Source organism: Bradyrhizobium sp. 197, assembly GCF_023073375.1.
In the GTDB taxonomy this organism is placed as follows: domain Bacteria; phylum Pseudomonadota; class Alphaproteobacteria; order Rhizobiales; family Xanthobacteraceae; genus Bradyrhizobium.
The window spans coordinates 1-24280 of record NZ_JADPJJ010000148.1; the positions used below are offsets into that span (position 1 = coordinate 1).

The following is a 24280-nucleotide window of genomic DNA, read 5'->3' on the forward strand; positions in this document are numbered from 1 at the left end:
CCGAGACCCGCATAATCCACCGAACCGCCGTATACGGACCCGTACGTACGGTGGTGTGGGAGGGGCGACGCCGCGAGGCGTCCCCCTATCCCGATTGCGATCTGGTCCTCGCCTCAGCGGCGGAACATGCCGCCCATCATGCCGCCGACGACACCGCCGACGAAGGCCGCGCCGGGATCGCCGCCGCCGCTGCGATGCTGGGCCGGTGCGCTCGGGGCAGGGGTGCTGGCGCGCCGGGCTGGTTTCGCGCTTTCGTCGCTCGCCGTCGGCGTGGTGGCCACGATCTCGGACAGCAGGGCCTTGTGCTGGAGCTTGTTGAGATAGCCGGTCGACGGATAGCCACGTGCCGCCTGCCAGCGCTTGAGCACCGTACGGGTGTCGTCGCTGAAGGCACCGCTGACCTTGATGTCGAAGCCGAGCCCCGTCAGGCGGCGCTGCACGTCGCGGCGCTGACCTTTGTCGAGGCCGATCTGGTCCTCGGTCAGCTGGCTGGCGTCGTCGGTGAAGGTCGCGGGATCGACACCGGCGTTCAGGTTACGGGTCGTCGTCGACGGGCCGCTCTTGATCGCGGCGAGCCGCGCCAGCGCCAGCGCCTTGAACTGGCCGTTTGGGTAGGCGGAGAGGTAGGCGTTGAGTTCTTCCGGCTTGTTGCTCTCCTTGACCGAGCGCCAGTATTCGAGCTCGACACCGTCCGAATTGCCGCCGGTCGCCGCAGGCACGACGCCAGCCGCCGTCGGTGCCGCATTGGCAACCTGGGTCGTGGGCGCCTGGTTGAGATACACTGCGCCAATCAGATTGGTGTGGCCCCAGGGCAGCTGACCCTTGTGGGTCTCCTCGTTGACCTGGGCGCGCACCGACGTCATCGCCTGCTGGATCTCGATACCAGGCTTGGTGATGTTGTCGATCAGCGCACGGGTGAACGGGCTGTTGTTGCCCTCCTGGCCGTCGAGCGCGGTCTGGCCCGGGCCGGTGGCGAACGCGATCAGCGTGCCTTCGCCGGACTTCATCTCGGCAAGACCGCTCTGCACGTTGACGCTGCGGGTCGCGGAGTTCGACTTGATCTTGGCAGCGAACGGATTGTCGCGGCAGGCATCGAGGAAGACGAGCTTGACCTTGGCGTCGCCCATGGTCTGCTCCAGCGTCAGGTCGATGTTGATGGCGGCACCGAGCTTGACGTCCATCTCCGATTTGATGTCGGCGTCAACCGGCAGGAGATAGTTGGAGCCGCCGACCGCGATGCCGTGACCCGCATAATAGAACACTGCGACATCGGAGCCCTGCGCCTTGCGGCCGAAGTCCAGCAGCTTCTCCGTCATCTGGTCGCGGGTGAGGTTTGAACCTTCGATCACATCGAAGCCGACATTGCGCAGCGTCGCCGCCATCGCCTTGGCGTCGATCGGCGGGTTCGGCAATTGCGCGACGTTCTTGTAGGTGCCGTTGCCGACGACGAAGGCAACACGGCGGTCGGCCTTCGCGGCGCTGACCGACAACGCCATGCACATCAGCGAAGCGAGGAGGGTGAGAGTGCGCATCTGAAATCCCCAACAGAATCGAATTGCAGGCAGCAACAAATTGGCAGCAAACCTACACGAAATCGCCCGGCTCCGTGCAAGCAAAACGACCGTCACCCGTTGCTTGGTGGCGGACTGTTGCACGAGCGAATGCCCGTCCAACGTGATCCAAATCACACGGCCACTTTGTTTTGTCGCGCGAGGCCGGGCGAGGTTCACTGCGCGCGGGCAGGAACTGCTGAAGCCGGCTTCAAATTCAGGAGATTACCGCACAGGATCAGCGCCGCGCCGAATACAGTCCAAGCATCGAGCCGCTCAGAATAGAGCAGCCAGCCGACGGTTGCCGTGAGTGGAACCCGCAAAAAGTCCATCGGCACCACGATGGTCGCATCTGCGTACCTGAGCGCGCTGGCGAGGCAGTAGTGCGAAAAAGTGCCGCACACCCCGATGACGAAGAGCCAGCCCCACAGCGAGGCCGACGGCCAGGTCCAGACATAGAGCGTCGGCAGCAGGCCCACGACAAACTGCACCACAATCATCCAGAACAGGATCGACAATGCGCTCTCCGTTCGGGTCAGCGATTTCGCCAATATCATGGAGATGCTGAAGCCGATCGCAGCCCCCAGCGCGATCAACTGGCCCGGATTGATCTCGCCCGTGGCGGGCCGCACGATCATGACGACGCCGACGATGCCGAGCGCGATGGCGGCGATCTTCCAGACGCTCATGTGTTCGGACAGGAAAGTTGCGGCCAGCAGCGCCGTCCAGATCGGCATGGTGAATTCAATTGCCACCACCTGGCCGATTCCGATCAGCGTCAGTGCGTAGAACCAGCCGAGCTGTGCGAAATAATGGACCCCGTTGCGCGCGAGGTGCTGGGGCAGGCGCTTGGTCGCGACCGCCTTGAAGCCTCCGGCCCGGTAGATGATCGGCAGGAGGAGCGTGAACCCGATCACCGAGCGCACTTCCATGATTTGAAAAACATTCAGCTCGCGCGTGGTCTCGCGCCCGGCCACCGCCATGACCAGCATCAGCGACAGCCAGCCGGCCATCCACAGGGCAGCCATCGTTTTGGACGGTGTCGTGTTCATCGGCGCTGGTATGGGAGGCGAGGGTCCTGAGGGAGGGCCGGTATCGGCGACATCGCCGTCGTTTGCAACGGCCAAATCTGCGGATGCAGCGATGCACGGCGGCGTGCTAAGGCATCAGCGACCAAGGACAAAAAACGGAAGGGCTTCGCTCATGCAGATATTGCAGCCGGCCGAGTGGAAAAAACCGCGCGGCTTTTCCCATGGTGTCGTGGCCGAGGGGCCGGGCCGCTGGGTGGTGCTGGCCGGGCAGACCGGCGGCGACGAGACCGGCAATTACGCGCCGAACATGGCGGCGCAGGTCGGGGCCGCGCTGAAGCGGATCATCAAGCTCCTGGGCGAGGCCGGCGCCGGCCCCGAGCACATCGTCCGCCTGACCTGGTACCTGACCAGCCGCAGCGAATATGAGGCAGCCGGGGCCGGCATCGGCGCGGCCTGGAAGGAAACGCTGGGGCGCAATTTCCCGCCCTCGACCTTGCTCTACATCGGCGGTCTCGTGGACGACCGGGCCAAGGTCGAGATCGAGGTCACGGCGTTCGTGCCGAACGCATAAAAAAACGACCCGGCGAGGTCGCCGGGTCGATTGTAATTTGCTTGTATCGGCTTAGCGCGTCAGCGAGATGTTGGCGCCGCGGAACTGGCTGTCGGCGCGCATCGTGACGATTTGCTTGTTGCCGATCGTCTTCAGCGAGATGTTGGCGTTGAAGCCGGCGGCGGAGGCGACCAACTCGTAGTTTCCTCCGGCGCCGCGGCCCGAAAGCGAGCCAGAGATGTTGCGGCTGGCCTCGGACCAGCTGCCGGCGATGGCGCTGCCTTCAGCCTTGACGCTGGCGCCGAGGTTGAACTTGTAGGCGTCGCTGGCACAGGTCAGCGCCATCTCCATCGTCGGTCCGATCGGGATGTATTTGGCCCGGCAGCGAATCCGCTCGCTCGAGCCGTCATCCAGGGTGACCGTGCCGGAGCCACTCCAGCTGCCCGCAAGCGGGGCGAACGGGCCGGACTGCGCCTTGCTCTCAGAGATCGCAATGCCCGCCGCAAATAAAACGGCGGCCGCGATCAGAAGCCGCCGGCTTAGGCCGGTGGTCCCGAATTGCTTATTGGCGCGATGCTTGCCATCGCCCGCTGCACGGTATGCCTGCAGATGCTCCATTCCACTTTCCCGATCCGGCGTTGCCGCTGAGTTGACCGTTGGCATATGCGCCATTGATCGAAACTTTCACAAGACCCTCCCGGCCGATGGTGCCGGAAACGTTAGCGCCGGGGGCGCTGATCCTGCCGTCGGCAACCGTCAGCAACGAGCTTGCGGTCGGCTCGCAGGAACCGCTCTTGGTGACGATGGTGACCTGCCAGTTGCCGTCATAGGGGGTCTGGGCGAAAGCGGGCGCGGCGAGGGTGATAACTGAGGCGGCACAGAACGCCGCAATGCGAGCAAAACGCATGAATTTGGTCCTTGAATCTGTCTGATATACTGACGCTTATTGGGACCAAATGTGACGGAAATTTGTTGCAATGCCAAATCGAAAATTGTTCCAGTGGAAACAATGGTTTATTTGCATTTCCGACTGCAATTTTCGAAGCAGAATCAACGCCCCTTCACGTTAAGGGTAAACGTCAGGAGAGCGACTCAGGAAAGAGCTGGCGCCGAGGTCGCGAACTGCTCGTCCTGAATCTTGGACGGCAGCGCCTTGTGGACCTTGGCATAGTCGATCACGTCGGCCAGCAATTTGAGCCCGAGCGGGGCAAGTGCGCGCTCCCACAGCTCCCGTGCCGTCTCGCCCTTCTTGACGAAGCACCATTCCTGGGCGGCGATGGCGCCGGCGTCCATGCGGTCGGCGAGGTGATAGATCGTGCCGCCGGCGATCGGATCGCCTTCCTTGATAGTCCATTCCACGGCGGCCTTGCCGCGATGGCGCGGCAGCAGCGAGGGATGATAGCCGATCCCGCCCAGCTTCGCCGCGGCGAGCGCGTCCTTGCCGATCCGGGCATGGCTGTGCGCAGTGACGATCAGATCGGTGTCGGGGGCGATCTCGGAGGCCACCACCAGCTTGGGGTCGGCCTGGACCATGACGTCGATGCCTGCCGCCCGGGCTGTCGCGGCGAGGCGATCCTCCGCGTCGGCCACTACGACCCGAACGATCGAGACACCGTGCTCCCGGAACATGTTCAGGGTGGTCACGCCGAAATGGCGGGAGCCGACGAGGGTAATGCGCATGGGGGTCCGATCCGTCTCGCAACTGCGTCATCCCCCGATACCATGTCCGGACGTCCTGTCACCACCCGCGCGGCGTTTGCGCCGGTTATCAACAATGCACCGGGGCCCAGATGCGCGATAAATTCGTCGATTGCGGAGCCGGCCGGTCCGGTGCTTCCATGGGCGCTTGGCACCGGCTTGGAGCGAGCGCATGCGAAGTGCGTGGCTTGTCATTCTCGCGGCACTGATCGCGACCACTCCGGCGCGCGCCGGCGGACCACCCTATCCGGCGGTCCCGCCTGAGGTTGGGGTGGCGCCCTTCATCGGCCCGACCTGGGACACCTATGGCTGCGCGGAAGGGCCGGTGACCAACTTTTAGAGCCGCCGGCACTTTATCGCGGCTACGCGTACCGGCCGTATTACCGCTACAGCGCCTACCGCAGCGCTGCCGCGTCCATACTTCTGCGTCACGGACTAGCGTTGCCGCGCCGCCACGCTCGGACGGCAAGTGATGAATATGCCGGTTCCTGTGTGTCGTTTTTAACATAGAGGACCCCGGTTTGCCGATAGAACATGGACCGACCGGGGCTGGCGAAATTTCAACCCGTATCCGTTTTCGAACCCGGCTTTGGCCGCTGGCATGATCGCCAGCGGCTTTTTCGTGCTGGGCCATCACGAAAGCATCGGACGGTAATACGATCTCAACCAGCTTGGCGTATCGACGAATCCGTCGCGGATTTGTATTGCGTACCGCGACACCGAAATTGTCCCGCCGGCGTGGTGCGCCGTGCGGGCTTTTTTGCCGGGACCGATTTCATGCCGAGCGCGATTGAGCAGATCGTCGACGTCTATGTCCGACTGAAGAACCGGCGCGGCCTCGACCAGCTGATGATGCACAGACAGCGGCTCGCGGTCGACCTGAAGAGCAGGTCCGGCTACGATTTCAGCCGGCCGATCGGTCAGATCGACGATGAGATCGCGATCATCGAGGCGGGCCTCAGCCGGCTCAAGGCTGAATCCGCGGACCTCGGCGCGACGCATCAGATCTGACGCGCTCAGTCGCGCCGGCCGCCGTCGATGACGGTGAACAACGGCCGTGCCGTGGTCGGCTCGACCAGCAATTCCTCCACCAGCGCGGTCGCCGCATCGACATATTTGCGCGTCGGCTTGTCGAGGGCGCGCGCGGCCTCGTCGTCAAGCGCGACCTTTGCGGCCTCGACCAGCTTGCGCATCCGCGCCGCATGCTCGTCGCCCGCCGTCAGCGTCGCGCGCGCCAGTGAGCGCAGCACGAACAGCTCGCCTTCGAGGCGGAGCAGACGGTCGTTGAGCCTGGTGAGGACGGCGTTGAGGTCGGCCATGGCGCGCGTTCGTTTTCGGAAGATCCATCCTGCTCTAGCGGCGATCGGTGAACGGAGTCCAAACGGCATCGGCGCAATTGCGGCGATCTCCCTTCAGGCCCCGGTTCGCGCCAGATAGTCGCGCGCGAAGGCGAGATACCAGTCGAGGCAGGCGGGATTGGCCATCGCCTCCCTGTTGATGACCTTTTCGACGGGCTGGCCGAGCAGCAGCTTCTTGATCGGCAGCTCCTGCTTCTTGCCCGAGAGCGTGCGCGGAATCTCGGCGACTGCGAAAATTTCGTTCGGCAGGAATCGCCGGGAGAGGCCAGCCTCGATCGCCTTGTTGATCCTCGCCCGCATCGCGCCGTCGAAGGCGACGCCGTCGCGCAGTACGACGAACAGCGGCATGTAGCTGTCGCGGCCGAGATATTCGAGATCGACGACGAGCGAGTCCAGCACCTCCGGCAAGGCTTCGATCGCGGAGTAGAGTTCGCTCGTACCCATGCGCAGGCCATGCCGGTTGATGGTGGCATCGCTGCGGCCATAGATGATGCAGGAGCCGTCCGGGTCGACCTTGAGCCAGTCGCCGTGCCGCCACACCGGCCCGCGGCCGCTGCCGTCGAAATTGTCCGGATAGGTCTCGAAATAGCTCGCGCGATAGCGCACATCGCCCTTGTCGTTCCAGAAATAGAGCGGCATCGACGGCATCGGCTCGGTGCAGACGAGCTCGCCGACCTCGTCGATGACGGCGCGGCCCTGTTCGCTGAAGGCCTCCACGGCAGCACCCAGCAGACGGCACTGCATCGCGCCCGACGTCTGCGGCAGTTCGCGGTTGCCGCCAATGAAGGCGCCTGCGAAATCGGTGCCGCCGGAGATGTTGGCCCACCAGATATCGGCCTGGGCCTTGCTGCCGTTGGTCCTCGAGAGCGCCGCGAAGCGGTTGTTGAACCAGGCTTGCGTGTCGGCATTGAGCGGAGAACCGGTCGAGCCGAGACAGCGTAATCGCGACAGATCACCGGCGGCGAGGTCGATTTCCGCCTTGGCGCAGTTGGCGAAGAACGCCGCGCCCGCACCGAAGAAGGTCGCTTTCGACTGCGCGACGAAGCGCCACAGCGTGGTCCAGTCCGGCTTCTCCCTGGCGCCGCCGGGACTGCCGTCGAAGATGCAGCAGGTGGTGCCATTGAGCAGGCCGCCGACCTGGCTGTTCCACATGATCCAGCCGGTCGAGCTGTACCAGTGATAGCGCTCGCCGAACGAGTTCTCGTGGTAGGAGCAGCCGAGATCGTTGTGCAGTCCCAGCAGCGCCAGCACCACGATGACGATGCCGCCATGGCCGTGCACGATCGGCTTCGGCAGGCCCGTGGTGCCGCTGGAATAGACGATCCAGAGCGGATGGTCGAACGGCAGCCAGGCCGGTTCGAACGTGTCGATCGCCGCACTTGTCCTTGCAAGGATATCGGAGAGCAGTACGTCCGGCGCTGCGGGTGCGACGGTCTCGCTGTGCAGGATGACGTGCTCGACCGTCGGCAGCGATCGCCGCAGCTCGGCGAGGACGTCTTTGCGATCGTGCAGTCGGCCGGCATAGGTGACTGCGTCGCAGGCGATCAGCACTTTCGGCTCGATCTGCTTGAAGCGGTCGATCACGGCGGGGGCCGCCATATCGGGCGCGCAGACGCTCCAGATCGCGCCGATGCTGGCGCTCGCCAGGAACGCGATGATGGTCTCGGGGATGTTGGGCAGGTAGGCAGCCACGCGATCACCGGGCTTGATGCCTTTTTCTTTCAGATGCAGCGCGAGCGCTGCCGCCTTGCGGCGCAGCTCCGGCCAGCTCGTCTCTTTAAGCTTGCCGTCCTCGCCGCTGCTGACAATCGCGGGCAGGCCGGCGGCGTCGGCCGCGTCCACATGACGAAACACCTGCCGGGCATAGTTGACCTGGGCGCCGGGAAACCAGACCGCGCCGGGCATCTTGCGCTCGGTGATGACGGCCTGGAACGGCGTCGGCGATTGCAGATCGTAATAGTCCCAGATGCTGCGCCAGAAGCCGTCGAGATCGCGCACCGACCATTGCCGCATGTCCTCGTAGCTGGCGAAGGTGAGACCGCGCTGCTCGGCGAGCCAGGTGCGGTAGAGGGCGATCTGGGGAACGAAAGCTGCGGTCATTGCGTGTCGGCTTCAGTTGCGGGGAAGGGGAGTTTATCTGTTGCGGCGGAGTAGCAGAAGCCGCACTTCGCGCAGGCAGCGTTGACGGCAGTAGCGGGCTGCGTCCGCCAGGAACACGTTTGAGTGGCGTAACGCGACCGCTTCAAAGGGTTCGTCGTTCAACCTACCGGCCCTCGTCTGCCCAGCGCTTTCCGAACACCGGCGGCTTGGCCTTCACGGCTTCCCAGCCAAAGAAATGATGCTTGCCGGACCAGGTGTGCACCACGCCGCTACAGATGCTGCACTTGAAGCTGCCGGAATGCGCTTCGGCGTGCTCTTCCCTCGTCGCGGTGTAGTTCATGCTGCAACCCGCGCAGGTGAATTCTTCAATCGTCCAGATGCTGTTGGCCATTGCACCGAAAGTGGTTTGGGGGACCTCAATGAAAGCGTAGGTGCACGGCTTTGCATCGGCGTAAACCCGCCGGCCGAAATCCGGTTAATCGTCGTTAGCCAAACCGCCTTCGGTCGCGGACCTCCAGGATTTTCCGCATATGTGCAGCCCCGTCACGATCGGCGTGAATGGCCACTTCTAGCCGTCGGCGTCGCCGCAAGGTCAATCGCCGGCCCGCTCCCGGAATGCCGAATGGCCGGATGCGTTAATCGCCGGGCTCGGGCTGGACCGGTCGTCTTGACGCCGGATGCGCGGCTGGCAATAACGCTGGACCGAGCAAGTGCCGGAACCCGCGTCAATGCCGCAAGGAAAGCCGTGCCCGTGAAAAGTCTCCGTCAACTCCTGACGGGCGAGGACATCATCCAGCTCGTGATCCGGGTCGGCCTGCTCGGCCTGTTGATCATCTGGACCTTCCTGATCATCCGCCCCTTCGTGCCGATCCTTGCTTGGAGCGGCGTGCTCGCGGTCGCGTTCTACCCGGCCTTCAGCTGGGTCGCCAAGATCCTCGGCGGCCGGCCCAAGACCGCAGCGGCGATCCTGACCCTGATCACGCTCGGCATCGTCATTGGCCCTGCGACCTGGCTCGGCATCAGCGCAGTAGATGGCGTGCGCGAGCTGGCGCGCCAGCTCGGCACCGGCGACCTCGCGCTTCAGTCGGCGCCCGAGCGGCTCAAGTCGTGGCCGCTCATTGGCCCCTGGCTATTCGACCTCTGGGAGCAGACCTACAACAACATCCGCGCGGTGCTGCGCGAGGTGGCGCCGTATCTCCAGCCGTTAGCGGGACCGTTGCTTGGGCTCGCGGGAGACGCCGGCGTCGGCACGCTGCAGTTCCTGGTCTCGGTGTTCGTGGCCGGCTTCCTGTTTCCGCACGGGCCGCGGCTGGTTGCGGCCGGCCGCGGCTTCCTGTTTCGCATCGTGCCCGAGCAGAGCGAGCATTTCCTGGGGCTCGCGGGCGCCACCATCCGCGCCGTGGCGCAGGGCGTGATCGGCGTCGCGATCGTGCAGGCGCTGCTGGCCGGAATCGGCTTCAAGCTCGCCGCCGTGCCGAGCGCAGGCCTGCTCGCCTTCATCGTGCTGCTGCTCTCGATCGTGCAGATCGGCGCCTTTCTGGTGCTGCTGCCGGTGATCATCTGGATCTGGACCGCCAAGGACGTCACCACGGCGCTGCTGCTCACCGTGTTTCTCGTCCTCGTCGGCTTTCTCGACACCATGTTGAAGCCGCTCGTCATGGGGCGCGGCCTGACCACGCCGACCATCGTGATCTTCGTCGGCGTGATTGGCGGCACGCTCGCCCACGGCATCGTCGGCCTGTTCATCGGGCCGATCATCCTGTCCGTGGCCTGGGAGATGATGATGGCCTGGATCAGGACGGAGGACCGGGCAGAGGCGGGGGCAGGGGCAGGGGCAGGGGAAAGAGCGGGGCAAAAAGCGGACGAGGCCTGATCTCGGACCTCGAACGGCGCGATCCGCCTGCCGTACCCCGTCGGACCTGAGGGCCCAGCGGCCTGTGATCAAGCGGCGGGCTGAACTTGTCTATTCGACTAGACAAGTTACCATGGGTCCGATTCTGTTTTCGATTACGGCGGAAATGGCGAAGTCTTCCAAGCTGGTAGCCGCCAAGCGCGGCAAGGTATTGTTGGTCAGACGCCGGTCGGACGGGCTGTGGATGTTCCCGGGCGGCCGCAAGCGCGCGCGAGAGTCCGACAAGGACTGCCTGCGGCGGGAGATCAAAGAAGAGCTGCCCAAGCTGAAGCTCGGCCGGATCAGCCTCTGGAAGGAAGTGACGGCCAGGAACAAGCGCTCCGGCCGCAAGATGAGCGATGCGATCTTCATCGCAAAGGGCGCCAAAGGCAGGCTCGCGATCGGCGACAAGAACGAGCTCGACCGCGCCGCCTGGCAGAAGCCGCGCGGCATCCGCCTGACGCCGACCTCGCGCTATATCCGCGACCGCCTGTTTCCGAGGAAGCCCCGGCGGGCGTAAGCTACTCCTCGTCCTCCGACGGCTGCTGCGTCCGTCCGGCGTGGGACCGCGAAGAATTGACACGGGCCTGCGGCGCGGATGCCCTCGCCATTTCGGTTTCGCGCTGCTCCTTGCGGGCCTTGCGCGCGCGCTTCATGGCCTGCTTGACCTGAGGGTTCGGCGAGTCCTCCGCGAAGAACAGCACCACCTCGCAGCTCGGACATTGCCTGGAATAGCCGTCCTGCAACCGTCCGGCGCGATCGCGGAATACGGTCTTGCAGCGCGTGCACTGAATCTGGACGAAACTCATCCGCGGTCGACAATGACTGATGGAAATGGATCGTCAGGTGATCCCAAATGTCTGAAGAAAGCTTGAATGCTTCCGGGACTTCACCGGCAGGTCTTTCCGCAGCCGGCGCGAATGTGCTGGCCGTGTTCGCAAAACCTGGCCGGCCAAACATCATCTGCCCGTCGCGACAAGCTGAGATATCAAGCCGTTTGATCAGGCGCTATTGCTTGGCCGCTATCGTGTCCAGGCAATGGTTGAGATAGACGGTGCGATCCCTCGGCAGCACCTTCTCGAGATCTGCCTTTAGCGCGCATTCGCGCTGCCGCATCTGCTCGGCCCGCCGCTTCTCGGCCGCCTCGCGATACTCGGGAGCAACCTTGTTGGGATCGACCAGTGCCTGGGAGCGGGCGGGAGCGGTAGCAAGCAATGCAATCACGGCGATGAACATGAACGGTTTCAAATGAGCCTCCTGAAAAAGGCTCATGCTAGCGCGTGGCGTCGAAATGCTCAAACCGCGGTATCCCGTTCTAGCGGTTGTCTTCTGCAGATCGGGCGTGAGTGACGTTCTTCGCGATAAGGCGGCCAGTGGTGTTAGGGCGACAGTGCGCTCAATATACGCGGAATCGTCCACTCATCTGAATGGTGCTGCAGCCGGCGATGGCGCAGCGTGACAAGTTTGGGCGTCACCGCAATTTCGGAGCCGGCTTCGACTACCTGAAGTTTGGCTAAGTGAAGTCCGTCACTTCGGGACGTGGTCGATCTTGTGCCCGAGATGCCCCGTGTCGTGATCGCGACGCAACTGGCTCAGCGACGTCTCGTTCAATTGTTGCAACACTTCATTGAGTTCAGTCGTATCCGGATAACCGGCGGCAAAACCCTTTCCGTAGATCTTGCGCAACGTGCCGACCAGCGTGTTGCCGTGCTTCTTGCTGATCGCGCCATCCTTGTCCCGGTGGCGACTATCCAGGCCTTGCTCCTTCATGTGCTTCTCCCTGAGTGGCGTCTGCGCGCCTGGAGGGCAGCGTGCTCCCAAACGAGTTGATTGGCAACGGCATGGCGCGCGGGAGTGGAGCTCGGTTCGCGCTTCCATCTCTTGGCTGTGAAGCCGCGTCGGATTGCGGTGGGACGGCTGGTGTATCACATAGACCCGAGCGGTTGCTTGATGGGAGCCGATACGATGCGCTCTGTTTTGGCCATGGGCCTCTTGATCGTGCTGTGCACGTCTGCAAGCGCCGCAACGGTGCATCACGCCCGTGCGGGCAATCCTGCGACACGCCATCCTGCGGCCGATCGTCCTCGCTCGGACGTGAATTCTCGCGTGCGCTTCGCGGTCCCCGGCTGGAGCGATGAAGCAACGGAGCGATGGCTCAATAGCGCCTCGTCCAACGTCGGCCGAGGCGGATAGTCACGGGGGTGTGAAAAGTTCAGCCGAGCCGTGTGAAGTAGCTCACAAGCGGTTGTCGAGACCGCTGCTAAGAAGGCCTCATTGCTTTACCGATTTATATTTCGAAAACGCCCCAGCGCAGCCACCAGGCGCTGGGGTTTTTCATGTCAATCGCCGCCACGGCCGGAGCACGCGAAGCGCGATCGGATGGGCGGGTGCTTTCTGAAAAACGCCTAAGGCGGGGCGATTAAGCGGCTTCTTCCTCAAACGATGTGTAGACTTGGCCTGCGGGATTAACGACCTGAACGTCCCAGCACCCGTCCGCGATCAGTTCTCGGGCTTTCTTGAGGGCGGCGGCGAGGGATACCCGCTTGAGACTGACGACGCCTGCCGTGTCGAAACCGTTGATTTCAAACATGCCGCTCCTCCGATTTTCTCGAATCCTACACTTTTCGGGGGAGTTGTCTGTAGCTTTGTAGCGGTTCAGGGCAGACTGTTCCACTATCGAGACGCAAAGCATTCGCTTCGGAGAACCGGAACTTGACCTGAAAATGTCGGGCCTGTCCTGCGCTCAAATGGGTGCAGGGGCTACCGCAATTCTATCGCATGGACCCCGTACTCGGCCGGGGTGAGGGGGCATGCCAGGCGGGCAAGCCGCTAACGTGGAATTAATCCGAAAAGCCCACAATTTTAGGCAGTTGTAGGTGGGTGTTGCGTAGAGGAGGCGTCGCGAGGACGTTCCGGCGGCGGCATCCTTTTGCTCGCTCATTTGAGGTCAATGCAATGACCGCGACTTTCGAAACGCAAGGCCTCGTCGAACAACTCGACCCCGCAGCACTTGCAGCCGCAGTCGCGGCACACGAACCCGCAAGCTCGGACGCTCCAGAACCGATCAAGCGGTCCAGCCGGACGTCGGTCATGGCGCTATCGGTGTGTGCCCTGGCCATCAACGGCGCGGCGGCGATCTACACATGGCCGTCCGGCTTGCCATCGCTGAATCTGAGCAGCCTGGCTGATCTGCTACCGCGGCAAGAGGCTTCAGCGCCAAAGCCGGATCCGGTTGTCGCTGCCTTGAAGGATATTCAGTCGACCCAGCAGCAACACACGGCTTCGCTGCAGGAGAGCAACCAGGCATTGCAACAAAACGCGGCTGTGCTGCAGGCGGATTCGATGGTGCTGCTTTCGCTGCGACAGAGCATCACGGACGAACGGGTCGATGTGAAGAAGGTATCTTCGCAGCTGTCCACGCTGATTGCGAAGATCGAGTCGCTGCAGAGTGCAATGATGTCGGAAATGACCTCCTCCATCCCCAGAGGGCGCACTCGCAATCGATCGACGATGCGCAAGCGGATGGCTCCGCAATCGAAATCTATGGGGCCCGTTTCGGTTGGAGGAGCTCCCTTGAGTGTGCCGGCTACAATCTCAGCCCCGGAAAGCTGAAGATAGGTCAGGCAAGTCATCTGGGACTATGTCCGCGCTAATCTGGCAAGCGGGCTCGCGCCGGCGGGTCTTTTACCCAGACTTGGAATTGCGGAATGACGGTGACAGTGCTGGACTGCACTGTCACCTCGCCTGATTCCGCTGATCGCTAAAAGCGATTACCAGGGCCCACCGGTTTACGCTGGTGGGTCTTTCAATAGTAACGGCGCCTCGGACGGCGCTCGTAGTAATCATCGCCGTAATAGCCTTGCCGGCCCTGTTGAAACTGCGGCGGAACCGTTCCGGTCGGGTAACACTGGCCGTCGCGGCTATCGATATCGGCACCGTTTCCGCAAGGAACGGGATAGTGGCCATAGCCTCTACCGCCACGATAGTACTGCCGTGCGGCCTGTTCTTGCGGTGGCAAATAGCCGTTGGGGTAGCACATGCCGTCGCGGGCACCGACGTCCCAGCCGTTGCCGCACGGCGGCGGGTGTACAGGGACACGGTATTGAACCTGATGAACCTCACCGAGCTGTAGCGCCAGCAAGGTTGCGACAACGGCACCTATCATCGGATTGTCTCCCAATCGCAGTATGCCTACGCCTGAGCGGCTGAATGATCGCTGAACGGTTCACGCCGGCACGCTCCACAGCTCAGTCAAGTCTTTTCGTTCGACCGCAGCAGTTGCGGAGAGAAAATGGCTGGATCGATCTTCCACGACATCGAGCGGCTGGCGGCTGTCTGATGTTCGCACTACGCTCTCGGGACCCGCCCGTTCACGCTGGCGGGTCTTAACCTAGCTTTAGGAAACCGTTGTCCGGCAGCTTCCTGTCAGATAAAAAGGGAGCCTCCGCTAGCGTCAGTTGCGTCCGTGAGTCATGATTACGTACAAGCAGTACCATATCCAGCACGTTGAGCACGGCCCCAGGCGTTGGGTTGCCCGCATCACGCGGGCAGATGGCGGGAAAATCCGCACTGTCCTACCGGCGTCTGAGCATGCCTATCTCGAAACGAAGCCGACAGAGTCCGCCGAGGAAGCCGAGGAGCTTGCGAAGGAAGGCATCGACTTCGGCGGCGTGGTGTAGTCCGCCGTCGCAATCGGGGCCTTTTCATCTGCTCTCGCGAACAGCCATTGATTTATCTTGGTGAGCGCGCTGGGGCTCGAACCCAGGACCCCGTGATTAAAAGTCACGTGCTCTACCGGCTGAGCTACGCGCTCCCATGGCCGCTGATGGCTTTCAAAGAGATCGCCATCGTGTTCGGACATTCGAGAAGCATGTCTTGCTGCCACGCCCTACTTGCGTCGCGGGGAAAACCGGCTGTTCTCCGGATCATGCTTTCGGCCCGCGCTGTGTAGGGGGATGGGGCGCGGAGGTCAATAGCAGGGGTGGCTGCCAAAACTCGCGGCAGAAGCGGGGATTTGCTCGCCGCTTCCGTGGTTTAAGTCGGGATTTTCAACTTGATTGGCGCACAGTCATCCACGCCCAAGAGCGAGGATGGCTTACCGGCCGAGGGCCTCGCCCGCGCCGCGAGGTCGTCTCGCCGTCAGTTCGCTTCGCGCCGGACCTCGTTCGGCAACGGCTGCGGCGTGCCGGCGGGGGTCGGCAGCGCGACGGGGCGCAAGCCGATCAGCTCGGCGGTGCGGATCGCGCTATCGCGCCAGAACTGGAACGAGTTGATGCGGCTGAGCTCGAGGATGGCGATGGCGACCGCTGCCAGGAACGGCAGGCTCTGCAGCACCAGCACGCCCGCGAAGATGTAGATCTCGGTGATCTGGCGATAGCTGTTGGAGGCGACCAGCACGCCGGCGCCGATCAGGAGCAGGGCGCCGATCACGGCCTCCCAGAACGCCTGGAACTCGATCGACATCCGGGACAGGCCACCCTTGGAGGTGCGCGCGAACGCGATGTGCTCGGTGATCAGTCCTTGCGCGACCGCGCGCGACACCGTCCATTGCACGCTCATCGCCGCGATCATGGCGCCCAGCATCTGGCCGGGCTTGATGGCGACGCGCGCACGGTACATCGACAAAAAGTGCGCGAGCGAGACAATGAAGGCGCCAATGATCGGCAGCGTCAAAATCTTGTCGGGGATGGCGATGTCGGCGAAGGCAACGATCGGCACCCAGATGAGGTTGAGCAGCGCCACGACCACGCCGAGGCTTTCGGCCCCAAGCCAGTTCAGCCAGCCGAGACCATATTCGCGCTTCTGGTCAGCCGTCAGCCGACTCTTTCCGGGCAGGAAGTTCCGCCAGTGCTTCTTGACGATCTGGAGGCCGCCATACGCCCAGCGATGGCGTTGCTTCTTGAAGGCCTCATAGGTGTCGGGGAGCAGGCCCTGACCGTAGCGGTGGTTCGTGTAGTGCGTGGTCCAGCCGAGTTGCTGGATCGCTAGGCCGAGATCCGAGTCCTCGCAGATCGTATCGCTCGACCAGCCGCCGGCCATGTCCATCGCGGCGCGGCGGATCAGGCACATCGTGCCGTGCACGATGATGGCGTTGGTCTCGTTGCGCTGGACCATGCCGATGTCGAAGAAGCCGGCATATTCGCCGTTCATGAGGTAGTGCATGATCGACAGATCGCCGTCGCGATGCTCCTGCGGCGCCTGCACCAGACCGACGCGCGGGTCGGCGAAGGCGGGCACGAGGTCCTTCAACCAGTCGGGATCGACGACGTAGTCGGCATCGAGGATGCCGATGATCTCGGCATCGACGGCGGTGCGGTCCATCGCGATGCGCAGCGCGCCGGCCTTGAAACCCTGCACCTTCTCCGCGTTGATGAACTTGAAGCGTTCACCGAGCGTGCGGCAATGGTCCTGGATCGGCTGCCAGAAGGCCGGGTCCGGCGTGTTGTTGATGATGACGACGCATTCGTAGTTCGGATAGTTCAGCCGCGACAGCGCATCGAGCGTCTGCTTGAGCATCTCGACCGGCTCGAAATAAGCGGGGATGTGGATCGAGACTTTTGGAAAATAATTCTCGGGAACGTTCTCGACCGGTTTGCCCTTCGTGAGCAGCCGCTGCGGTGGCCGGCCGAACGCGACGGCGGCGATCTCGTCGATGCGCGCCATCGCAATGAGGACGAGGGGAACAAGCAGGATCATGCCCAGCGTCAGTGCGAAGGCCGAGCCGAAAATGAAATAGTGCCCGTTCCAGAACGCGAACACGGTGGCGGCCCAGGCGCCGACGCCATTGGCGGCGGCCGATAGCAGGAACGCCTGCTTCGCCGTCGGCTGCTCCAGCCGCAGGATCGGCAGCGACAACAGGACACCGACCAGCAACGCTATACCCATCGACTTCCAATAGTCGGGATTCTCCACCGGGCCGGTCCAGGCGAATTTCGGCTCGCGGCTGGCGTTGAGGATGCCCCAGTACGGACCGACGCCGCCTTCGAAATATTTCCAGGGCTGATCGATGGCTTCGACGATGTTGTATTCCATGCCGATGGCATCGGCGCGGCTGACGAAGTTGCGCAAGGTCAGTGCCTGCTGGAACGGACCGGGGTCGGCATTGCGCAGATTGTAGCCCGCGCTCGGCCAGCCGAACTCGGCGATCACGATGCGCTTGCCGGGGAACAGGTTACGCAACAAATTGTAGCGGTCGACGGCCTGGTCGACCGCCTGGTCCGAGCGGAAATTTTCCCAGTAAGGCAGCACGTGGGCGGCGATGAAATCGACATTGGAGCCCAGGTCGGGGTTGTCGCGCCAGATGTTCCAGATCTCACCGGTCGTCACGGGCACGCGGACCGCGCCCTTGACCTTCTTGATCATCTCGATGAGGTCTTCGACCTTCTGCTCGCCGCGGTAGATCACCTCGTTGCCGACCACGACGCCATTCACGTTGCTGTTCTTGCGGGCGAGCTCAATGGCCGCCTTGATTTCGCGCTCGTTGCGGTCCGGGTCCTTGCCGATCCAGGCGCCGACCGTGACCTTGAGCCCGAACTCGGCGGCAATCGGCGGCACCAACTCGTTGCCTTCCGTCGCGGAGTAAGAGCGGATGGCACGCGTGAGGGTCGAGAGCTTTTTCAGATCGGCACGAATCTTGTCGGGGTCGACGTTGTTGTCGACAGCATGTCCCGGTTCGAACGGCGTATAAGACAGGCTGGGTAACAGGCCCCTAAAGTCCGGCGCAGGTTCCTTGTCGCGCAAGACTCCCCAGAGGCCGGCGTGAAGCGCGGACACAAGCAACAGAACGGCGGCGACAACCCGCATCGCGGCTAAACCAAAAGGGGCTGAGGGGGCAGGGAAGCGGATCCGACCCCGAGATCCGACCAAGTCCGCGGCAAATGGAGCATACCTCTGCCGCGCGGTTTCACAACTGTCATGGCCTCATGACCGTATGAGGGCGTGGCAAATTTCGGAATACGCAGCAGTGCCAATTGCTTCTATCGCCGATCGTTCCTGAACGGAGGCTGAAACAATCGCGGCTATTTCGAGGGCGCCGGTGACGGGCTTGCCGCCGGCGAGGGGCTCGCGGCCGGCTGCGGTTGCGCATTGCCTGATGTCGGCGCGGCGGGCTGCGAGGCCGCGGCGGCCGCCGCCTGCTGCGGCTGGGAGGCCGGGTTGATCCAGCAAGCGTGGACACGGCTGTCCAGGGTCTCGGCGACCTTGGGATCAATCTGGCCGCCAAAGCGGGTCAGGCAGCGGAAGGCGGCCTGGATGTGGCCGCCAGGGCAGCCGAAGCGGTCGTAGAGGTCGAGATGGCGAAATGCGGTATCGAGGTCGTCCCGCCACATCAGCCGTATCACGCGCCGGCCGAGCCAGACGCATTCGGGGTTGCCGGCCGGGCCGCTGATGACCTGGGCTGCTTCGGCGAACTCGTCGGTGCGACGCTGGTTCTGGGCGGCATCCTTGGCGGCGTCGGCGGGCTGGGCGGCTGCCTTGCTCTGGTCCGGGGCGGGCGTGCCGCTCTGGGCGGAGGCGCCACCGAGACCGACCATGACGAGAAGGGAAGTAACGGCCAAGGTGGCGGCGAACTGCCGCAGGACCGCATTTCGTAACTCGAACACCCGTTGCCGCATGAATTCCCCAATATATTCACTGACCGTCCGCGCCAGGACCTCGCGGACGCGCCGGTGATGGCGTCCAAATGGGTCTCCAATGCGGCGGAAAAGTCCTTTCGATTCCATGGCCTGAATTTCAAATTTTGTCCAGCAAAGTCACGATCCTAGGCCTCTGTCGAACGGCCGCAGGTAAATTCCTCAGGGGAGGGATCGATCCATACCGGAGCCACCCCCTTGGCAGATGGCGTGCGAGCAGGTAATCGACGGCCCTTCGCGGGAGGACGGAACTGATTTCTCTTCGTACGCCACTGGCGCTTCTGCTCGTTTCACTGGGTGCGATTGCTGCCGTGTGGTGGTGGCTTGCCACGCCGATCACGCTCGCGCGCGCCCCGATTGATCCCGCCGACAAGGTTCAGTGCGTTTCCTACGCGCCGTTCCGCGGCGAGCAGTCGCCGCTGAACGCATGGACCCATATCGAGGCCGATCAGATCGAGCAGGACCTGCGCCAGCTCAAGGAGATCACCGACTGCGTCCGCACCTATTCGATGGAGAACGGCCTCGACCAGGTGCCGGCGATCGCCGCCAGGATCGGCGGGCTGAAGTTGCTGCAGGGGATCTGGCTCTCCAGCAACCGCACCAAGAATTTTGAGCAGGCCGCGCTCGCCGTCCGCCTTTCCAAGGATTTCCCCGGCATCATCACCAGCATCATCGTCGGCAACGAGGTGCTGCTGCGTGGCGAGATGACGACCGCGGACCTCGTCTCCATCATCCGCTCGGTGAAGGCGCAAGTCAGCGTGCCCGTCACCTATGCCGACGTCTGGGAGTTCTGGCTGAAGAACCGCGACGTCTATGACGCCGTCGACTTCGTCACGATCCACATCCTGCCCTATTGGGAGGATTTCCCGGTCAAGGCGAAATTCGCCGCCGGCCATGTCGAGGCGATCCGCGAGCGCATGGCAGTCGCGTTTCCCGGCAAGGAGATATTGATCGGCGAAACCGGCTGGCCGAGCGAAGGGCGCATGCGCGAAGGCGCGCTGCCGTCGCGGACCAACCAGGCGCGCGTCGTCTCCGAGATTTTGTCCCTCGCGAAAGAGCAGAAATTCCGCGTCAATCTGATCGAGTCCTACGACCAGCCGTGGAAGCGCAAGCTGGAGGGCACTGTCGGCGGTTATTGGGGGCTCTATGACTCGGTGCACCGCAGCCTCAAATACCCGCCTGGCGAGCCGATCAGCAATTTCCCGTACTGGAAATGGTACATGGGCGCGGGCATGGGCCTCTGCGTGCTGGTGTTCGCGGTCGCCGGCCTGACGCTGCGGCGCAGGCCCTGGACGCCGCGCTTCTCGGCTTGGCTCGGTGTGGCGATCTCGGCGACCTCAGCGGGCATCCTGCTCGGGATCGGCGCCGACAAGATGTACTACGAGAGCTACGGCATCGGCGGCTGGCTGCTGTGGGGCGCGCTGCTCGCGGCCGGCATCCTGTCGCCGATCTTCTGCGCGCAGGCGATGGTGATCGGCCGCAGTCTTCCGACCTTTCTCGATCTGCTGGGCCCGCGCGAGGGCCGGAAATGGTCGAAGCTCACCGCCGTGCTGGGCCTCACGCTGGCGGTGACTGCGGTGATCGCGGCGCAGACCGCGCTCGGCTTCGTGTTCGATCCGCGCTACAAGGATTTCCCCTATGCCTCGCTGACGATGGCGGTGGTGCCGTTCGCGCTGTTGATGCTGAACCGGCCGCAGATCGGCCAGCGTCCGATCGCGGAGTCGGTATTTGCCGGCGTGCTGACGCTGTCGGCGACCTATGTGCTCTTCAACGAGGGCCGCGACAACTGGCAGTCGCTGTGGACCTGCGCGATCTATTTGTTGTTCGCGCTCACGATGTGGCGGGCGCGGGCCGAGCAAATCCAAGAATGAACAGGCCGATCGCCAGGCCCGACAGCACGACATTGTAGAGCACGATGCCGAGGCCGGCGGCGATGATGCCGACGGTCAGGAGCACGATCGACGGCCGCATCAGATTCAGCGTCGCTACCACCAGCGCGACGATGCCGAACACCGAATTCTTGAACAGCACCGTCGAGACCGAGCGCGCCTTGCAGATCAGCGTCTGAAGTCCGGCGTCGCAGGCGAGCCCGACCTGCGAGTTTTCGATTCCGAGGTAGCGCAGATAGAGCGCATAGCCGACGCTGGCGAAGCCAACGACGATCAGGAACTGCACCTGGTAGGGTGTGAGGCGGAAGGGCTTTTTTGTCATGGCCGCAATATGGTCGGGATGAAGCGAGGGGGCAACAGGGCAGGTGGAAGTTTCGGCCTATCGTGGCGCAACTGCGCGCCATTGTGGCGGTGTGCAAGTCATCCACGCTCAGGGTAGCGGAGCATGACGCAACGATTTTCCACTGACGGCGATTATTGACGCCTGCCGCAGTCCACAAGGCTTATCGCCTGAAGAACGACGACAACGTCGATCCCGCTGACGCCGGCGCCGTCTCCAGCTTCGCCTGTGCGGCTGGCTGCGGAGCCGCAGGAGCAGGCGCGGGCTCCTCTCGCTTCGAGGAGCGTTTTGAGGAATAGCTGTGGCGGCGCTTGTCCGGTTTGGCGGCGGGCGCGGGCGCCGAGGCGGTGTCGGCTTGCGGCACCGAGTCCTGGGTCTTGTCGGAGTTCTTCTCTTGAACTCGATCCTGAGTCTTCTCTTGTCCCTTTTCCTGGCCGCCGCGCATTGACAGCCGCTGGCCGTCGAACACGGTGGTCTCGCAGTGGCGGTCGTTTTCGGCGAGGCCTGCGCAGAGCTTGGCTGCTGCGGCGGCGTTGATCAGCGGGCCGGCTCCCAAGCGAAGCTGCATGCCGAGGCCGGTGTTGCCTTCCTTGATCATGATGATCGGCCGCAGCGCCGCGATCTCCGGATTGGATTTGCTCAGGCCGCGCCAGAGTGCACGCAGGCCGTCGACCGAGTTCGCGCCACCGAGATCAATCGCAAAGCGCGTCTGCTGGACCGCAATCGCAGGAGCTTCGCTCTCGGCGGCCTCCGGCGGCTTCGCTGCCACAGCAGCGACTTCGATCGGAGCGGGCGCCGGGTCGGGCTTCTTCTCGGCAGCCTTCTCAGTTGCCTCGGGCTGCACCAGTTTTGATGCGGCCGGATCGGGCGGCGCCATGATCGACTTGGACGGCACCAGCGGAAGCATCGGCGGTGTCGAGGTCGTCAGCGGCGCGTGCGACAGGAGCGAGGCGGCGGCCGCGCTCTGCGTCGGCGAGCCCGACGGCTCCTTTGCGCTGTCTTTCGGCGAGTCCTTGGCAACTTCGGTGCGCGGCTTGTCGCTGACTGGTGCTGGTGTCGAGGCGACCGGCGCGACGCTGGGCGCGGGCGGCCCGACCAAAGCTGGCGCGTCCAGCGGCTTCGCAGCGGACGCCTGCGGCGGCGTGGTCGTCTGCCTGGCGATGGCGCCGGTGACAGAATCGAGCCCTTGCTCCAGCACGGTGACGCGCGAATAGAGCCGGTCGCGATCGGTGTTCAGTGTCTCGATGGCAGAGGCGAGGCGGCGGGCCTCGTTCTGGCTCTCCTTGGTCAGCATCTGGAGCCGGTCGGCCTGGTGCGCGAGATTGGCCGACGCGACCTGGTCGCGCCGCCAGCCGAGCTGGGCCTGGTTGGCGAATACGGCAATCACCACGGCGCCGACGGCCGCCACGCCCCACGAGCCCAGCCGCCACATCATGCTGCGATCGAACGAACTCTCCTCGGCCACAAGTCCGGAGAATAGCCCGCCGGTCTCCTTGGTGCCGAAGGCATCCGCCAGTGGGTCGGAATCCTTTGCCATGTACGTTTAAGCGCCCAGCCCTGTCCGGCTTCCCCGAATCAATCAGGGAACATTAACAGGAAAACCTTGTCGCACTTGAATTCCGGGCGATTGCGGGGGTAGCAAGGCGATAGCTCATGACGGCATCGACCTGCCGCCGCCAACTGATTCGGCCGTATCTGACAGGATTTTCGATGACCGCCCGTTCCAGCCTCACGATCGTGCTCGCCGCCGGCGAAGGCACGCGCATGCGATCGAGCCTGCCGAAAGTGCTGCATCCGGTCGCGCACCAGAGCCTGCTCGCCCACGTGCTCGGCGCTGCACCCAAGGGAACCGGTACCTCGCTCGCGGTGGTGATCGGCCCCGACCATCAGGCGGTGGCGGACGAAGCAAAGCGCATCCGCCCCGACGCGCTCACCTTCGTGCAAGGCGAGCGGCTCGGCACCGCGCATGCGGTGCTGGCGGCGCGTGATGCCATTGCGCGGGGTATCGACGATCTGCTGATCGCGTTCGGCGACACGCCGCTGATCTCGGCCGAGACCTTCGCGCGGCTGCGCGCGCCGCTCGCCAAGGGCGCGGCGATCGCCGCGCTCGGCTTTCGCGCCGCCGATCCCACCGGCTATGGCCGCTTCATCGTCGAGGGCGACCGCCTGGTCGCGATCCGCGAGCAGGCCGATGCCAGCGCAGAGGAGCGCAAGATCGATCTGTGCAACGCCGGCGTGATGGCGATCGACGGACGCCGCGCGCTGGCGATCCTCGACAAGATCGGCAATGCGAATTCCAAGGGCGAATATTATCTGACCGACGCGGTCGGCATTGTCAGCGAACAGGGATGGGATGCCGTGGTGATCGAAACCAGCGAGGACGAAGTGCGCGGCATCAACACCAAGGCGCAGCTCGCCGAGGCTGAAAGCGTGATGCAGGCACGGCTGCGCAAGGCTGCGATGGAAGCCGGGGTGACGCTGATCGCGCCCGAGACCGTCTTTCTCGCGGCCGACACGGTGTTCGGCAAGGACGTCACCATCGAGCCGTTCGTGGTGATCGGTCCCGGCGTGTCGATCGCCGACGGCACGGTGATCCACTCGTTCTCGCATATCGTGCAGACCACGCTCGGCAGGAACGTTTCGATCGGCCCCTATGCGCGGCTGCGCCCCGGTACCTCGCTCGGCGACGGCGCGCGCATCGGCAATTTCGTGGAGACCAAGGCCGCGACCCTGGAGGCCGGCGTCAAGGTCAACCATCTCTCCTATATTGGCGATACCACCATCGGTGCCAATTCCAACATCGGCGCCGGCACCATCACCTGCAACTACGACGGCTTCAAGAAGCACAAGACGGTGATCGGGCAGGGTGCCTTCGTCGGCACCAACTCCTCGCTGGTCGCGCCGGTGACGATCGGCAATGGCGCCTATATCGGCTCGGGCTCGGTGATCACGCGCGACGTGCCGGACGATGCCATGGCGCTGGAGCGCAGCCCGCAGACTATTAGGGAAGGCGGCGCTGCGCGCTACCGCGAGATCAAGACGCGCGGCAAGAAGCCGGAGAAGTGAGCGGAACTGTTTCTAGCTTGTAGTCAGCGCACTCCGTCCTCATCCTGAGGAGCCCGCTGGAGGCGGGCGTCTCGAAGGAGTCGTCCGTGAAGAATTCCCAAGTCGTTGATTTAGAATCTGGAAACGGCGCACTGGGCTAATTGAGCTTGCCGGGAATCGGGTGCAACGAAGGGGATT

The 24280-nt window shown here is 63.7% G+C and carries 26 protein-coding genes and 1 tRNA gene; 9 read left to right on the forward strand and 18 right to left on the reverse strand.

Features of this window, described 5'->3' with window-relative positions:
• Positions 1 to 113: 113 nt before the first annotated feature.
• Together IVB27_RS34610 and IVB27_RS34615 are read right to left on the reverse strand one after the other, a co-directional pair.
• Positions 114 to 1532, reverse strand: coding sequence for a caspase family protein (locus IVB27_RS34610; RefSeq protein WP_247447215.1), 1419 nt, complete (start codon positions 1530 to 1532; stop codon positions 114 to 116).
• 194 nt (positions 1533 to 1726) lie between these two features.
• Entirely contained in the window at positions 1727 to 2602 is an 876-nt protein-coding gene (locus tag IVB27_RS34615; protein ID WP_247343393.1) for a DMT family transporter, read from the reverse strand.
• A gap of 151 nt (positions 2603 to 2753) precedes the next feature.
• Here IVB27_RS34615 and IVB27_RS34620 point away from each other — a divergent pair, with 151 nt between their 5' ends.
• Entirely contained in the window at positions 2754 to 3152 is a 399-nt protein-coding gene (locus IVB27_RS34620) for a RidA family protein (RefSeq protein ID WP_247447216.1), read from the forward strand.
• A gap of 51 nt (positions 3153 to 3203) precedes the next feature.
• Here the strand turns inward: IVB27_RS34620 and IVB27_RS34625 are convergent, their stop codons facing one another.
• The 3 genes from IVB27_RS34625 to IVB27_RS34635 form a co-directional block, all read right to left on the reverse strand.
• Positions 3204 to 3749 (reverse strand): hypothetical protein, encoded by a 546-nt coding sequence (locus IVB27_RS34625; protein WP_247447217.1) that lies wholly within the window; start codon positions 3747 to 3749, stop codon positions 3204 to 3206.
• On the reverse strand, positions 3694 to 4038 hold the full coding sequence (locus tag IVB27_RS34630; RefSeq protein WP_247447218.1) for a hypothetical protein: 345 nt from the start codon (positions 4036 to 4038) through the stop codon (positions 3694 to 3696). The genes IVB27_RS34625 and IVB27_RS34630 overlap by 56 nt, the downstream gene beginning before the upstream one ends.
• Before the next feature lie 185 nt (positions 4039 to 4223).
• Positions 4224 to 4811, reverse strand: a complete 588-nt coding sequence (locus IVB27_RS34635) for a formyltransferase family protein (protein WP_247343382.1) — start codon at positions 4809 to 4811, stop codon at positions 4224 to 4226.
• A 190-nt stretch (positions 4812 to 5001) separates the two neighbouring features.
• Here IVB27_RS34635 and IVB27_RS34640 point away from each other — a divergent pair, with 190 nt between their 5' ends.
• Together IVB27_RS34640 and IVB27_RS34645 are read left to right on the forward strand one after the other, a co-directional pair.
• Entirely contained in the window at positions 5002 to 5169 is a 168-nt protein-coding gene (locus IVB27_RS34640) for a hypothetical protein (RefSeq protein ID WP_247447219.1), read from the forward strand.
• Between the two features lie 437 nt (positions 5170 to 5606).
• Positions 5607 to 5840 (forward strand): hypothetical protein, encoded by a 234-nt coding sequence (locus IVB27_RS34645; protein WP_247447220.1) that lies wholly within the window; start codon positions 5607 to 5609, stop codon positions 5838 to 5840.
• A gap of 5 nt (positions 5841 to 5845) precedes the next feature.
• Here the strand turns inward: IVB27_RS34645 and IVB27_RS34650 are convergent, their stop codons facing one another.
• The 3 genes from IVB27_RS34650 to IVB27_RS34660 all read right to left on the reverse strand — a co-directional run bounded on the left by IVB27_RS34650 (position 5846) and on the right by IVB27_RS34660 (position 8678).
• Complete coding sequence (locus tag IVB27_RS34650; RefSeq protein ID WP_247447221.1) at positions 5846 to 6148, reverse strand: hypothetical protein; 303 nt, start codon at positions 6146 to 6148, stop codon at positions 5846 to 5848.
• A 93-nt stretch (positions 6149 to 6241) separates the two neighbouring features.
• The gene (locus tag IVB27_RS34655; RefSeq protein WP_247447222.1) at positions 6242 to 8287 is read right to left on the reverse strand and encodes an acetoacetate--CoA ligase; all 2046 of its coding nucleotides are present in this window, start codon (positions 8285 to 8287) and stop codon (positions 6242 to 6244) included.
• Positions 8288 to 8450: 163 nt separating this feature from the next.
• Positions 8451 to 8678 carry a hypothetical protein gene (locus IVB27_RS34660; RefSeq protein WP_247447223.1) on the reverse strand — a complete coding sequence of 76 codons (228 nt, stop codon included), beginning with the start codon at positions 8676 to 8678 and terminating at the stop codon, positions 8451 to 8453.
• 360 nt (positions 8679 to 9038) lie between these two features.
• On the opposite strand from IVB27_RS34660, the gene IVB27_RS34665 reads away from it, so the two are divergent.
• Complete coding sequence (locus IVB27_RS34665; RefSeq protein ID WP_247447224.1) at positions 9039 to 10160, forward strand: AI-2E family transporter; 1122 nt, start codon at positions 9039 to 9041, stop codon at positions 10158 to 10160.
• Positions 10161 to 10272: 112 nt separating this feature from the next.
• The gene (locus tag IVB27_RS34670) at positions 10273 to 10698 is read left to right on the forward strand and encodes an NUDIX hydrolase (protein WP_247343360.1); all 426 of its coding nucleotides are present in this window, start codon (positions 10273 to 10275) and stop codon (positions 10696 to 10698) included.
• A gap of 1 nt (position 10699) precedes the next feature.
• Here IVB27_RS34670 and IVB27_RS34675 read toward each other — a convergent pair whose 3' ends face one another.
• The 4 genes from IVB27_RS34675 to IVB27_RS34690 form a co-directional block, all read right to left on the reverse strand.
• Positions 10700 to 10987, reverse strand: coding sequence for an OapC/ArvC family zinc-ribbon domain-containing protein (locus IVB27_RS34675; RefSeq protein WP_247447225.1), 288 nt, complete (start codon positions 10985 to 10987; stop codon positions 10700 to 10702).
• A gap of 199 nt (positions 10988 to 11186) precedes the next feature.
• Positions 11187 to 11414 carry a hypothetical protein gene (locus IVB27_RS34680; RefSeq protein WP_247447235.1) on the reverse strand — a complete coding sequence of 76 codons (228 nt, stop codon included), beginning with the start codon at positions 11412 to 11414 and terminating at the stop codon, positions 11187 to 11189.
• Between the two features lie 291 nt (positions 11415 to 11705).
• Positions 11706 to 11948, reverse strand: coding sequence for a hypothetical protein (locus IVB27_RS34685; protein WP_247447226.1), 243 nt, complete (start codon positions 11946 to 11948; stop codon positions 11706 to 11708).
• Between the two features lie 649 nt (positions 11949 to 12597).
• Positions 12598 to 12768, reverse strand: coding sequence for a hypothetical protein (locus IVB27_RS34690; protein ID WP_247343349.1), 171 nt, complete (start codon positions 12766 to 12768; stop codon positions 12598 to 12600).
• A 365-nt stretch (positions 12769 to 13133) separates the two neighbouring features.
• Between IVB27_RS34690 and IVB27_RS34695 the strand changes: the two genes are divergently transcribed.
• The gene (locus IVB27_RS34695) at positions 13134 to 13790 is read left to right on the forward strand and encodes a hypothetical protein (protein WP_247447227.1); all 657 of its coding nucleotides are present in this window, start codon (positions 13134 to 13136) and stop codon (positions 13788 to 13790) included.
• A gap of 193 nt (positions 13791 to 13983) precedes the next feature.
• Here IVB27_RS34695 and IVB27_RS34700 read toward each other — a convergent pair whose 3' ends face one another.
• Positions 13984 to 14343, reverse strand: coding sequence for a hypothetical protein (locus IVB27_RS34700; RefSeq protein ID WP_247447228.1), 360 nt, complete (start codon positions 14341 to 14343; stop codon positions 13984 to 13986).
• Positions 14344 to 14650: 307 nt separating this feature from the next.
• Here IVB27_RS34700 and IVB27_RS34705 point away from each other — a divergent pair, with 307 nt between their 5' ends.
• Positions 14651 to 14857 carry a hypothetical protein gene (locus IVB27_RS34705; protein ID WP_247447229.1) on the forward strand — a complete coding sequence of 69 codons (207 nt, stop codon included), beginning with the start codon at positions 14651 to 14653 and terminating at the stop codon, positions 14855 to 14857.
• 58 nt (positions 14858 to 14915) lie between these two features.
• Here the strand turns inward: IVB27_RS34705 and IVB27_RS34710 are convergent.
• The 3 genes from IVB27_RS34710 to IVB27_RS34720 form a co-directional block, all read right to left on the reverse strand.
• Positions 14916 to 14991 (reverse strand) — tRNA-Lys (locus IVB27_RS34710).
• A gap of 326 nt (positions 14992 to 15317) precedes the next feature.
• On the reverse strand, positions 15318 to 17981 hold the full coding sequence (locus IVB27_RS34715; RefSeq protein WP_247346810.1) for a glycosyltransferase: 2664 nt from the start codon (positions 17979 to 17981) through the stop codon (positions 15318 to 15320).
• Between the two features lie 215 nt (positions 17982 to 18196).
• Positions 18197 to 18790: a beta-1-3, beta-1-6-glucan biosynthesis protein gene (locus IVB27_RS34720; protein ID WP_247447230.1), complete on the reverse strand. Its 594-nt coding sequence runs from the start codon at positions 18788 to 18790 to the stop codon at positions 18197 to 18199.
• A 329-nt stretch (positions 18791 to 19119) separates the two neighbouring features.
• Between IVB27_RS34720 and IVB27_RS34725 the strand changes: the two genes are divergently transcribed.
• Positions 19120 to 20679: a glycoside hydrolase family 17 protein gene (locus IVB27_RS34725; protein ID WP_247447231.1), complete on the forward strand. Its 1560-nt coding sequence runs from the start codon at positions 19120 to 19122 to the stop codon at positions 20677 to 20679.
• On the opposite strand, the gene IVB27_RS34730 is transcribed toward IVB27_RS34725, so the two are convergent.
• Both IVB27_RS34730 and IVB27_RS34735 read right to left on the reverse strand, forming a co-directional pair.
• Positions 20639 to 21019 (reverse strand): hypothetical protein, encoded by a 381-nt coding sequence (locus tag IVB27_RS34730; protein WP_247447232.1) that lies wholly within the window; start codon positions 21017 to 21019, stop codon positions 20639 to 20641. The two genes, IVB27_RS34725 and IVB27_RS34730, sit on opposite strands and share 41 nt — an antisense overlap.
• Before the next feature lie 181 nt (positions 21020 to 21200).
• A complete protein-coding gene (locus IVB27_RS34735; protein WP_247447233.1) occupies positions 21201 to 22574 on the reverse strand; it encodes a hypothetical protein in 1374 nt (457 codons plus the stop codon).
• A 173-nt stretch (positions 22575 to 22747) separates the two neighbouring features.
• Between IVB27_RS34735 and glmU the strand changes: the two genes are divergently transcribed.
• On the forward strand, positions 22748 to 24103 hold the full coding sequence (glmU, locus tag IVB27_RS34740; RefSeq protein ID WP_247447234.1) for a bifunctional UDP-N-acetylglucosamine diphosphorylase/glucosamine-1-phosphate N-acetyltransferase GlmU: 1356 nt from the start codon (positions 22748 to 22750) through the stop codon (positions 24101 to 24103).
• The last annotated feature ends 177 nt before the right edge of the window (positions 24104 to 24280 follow it).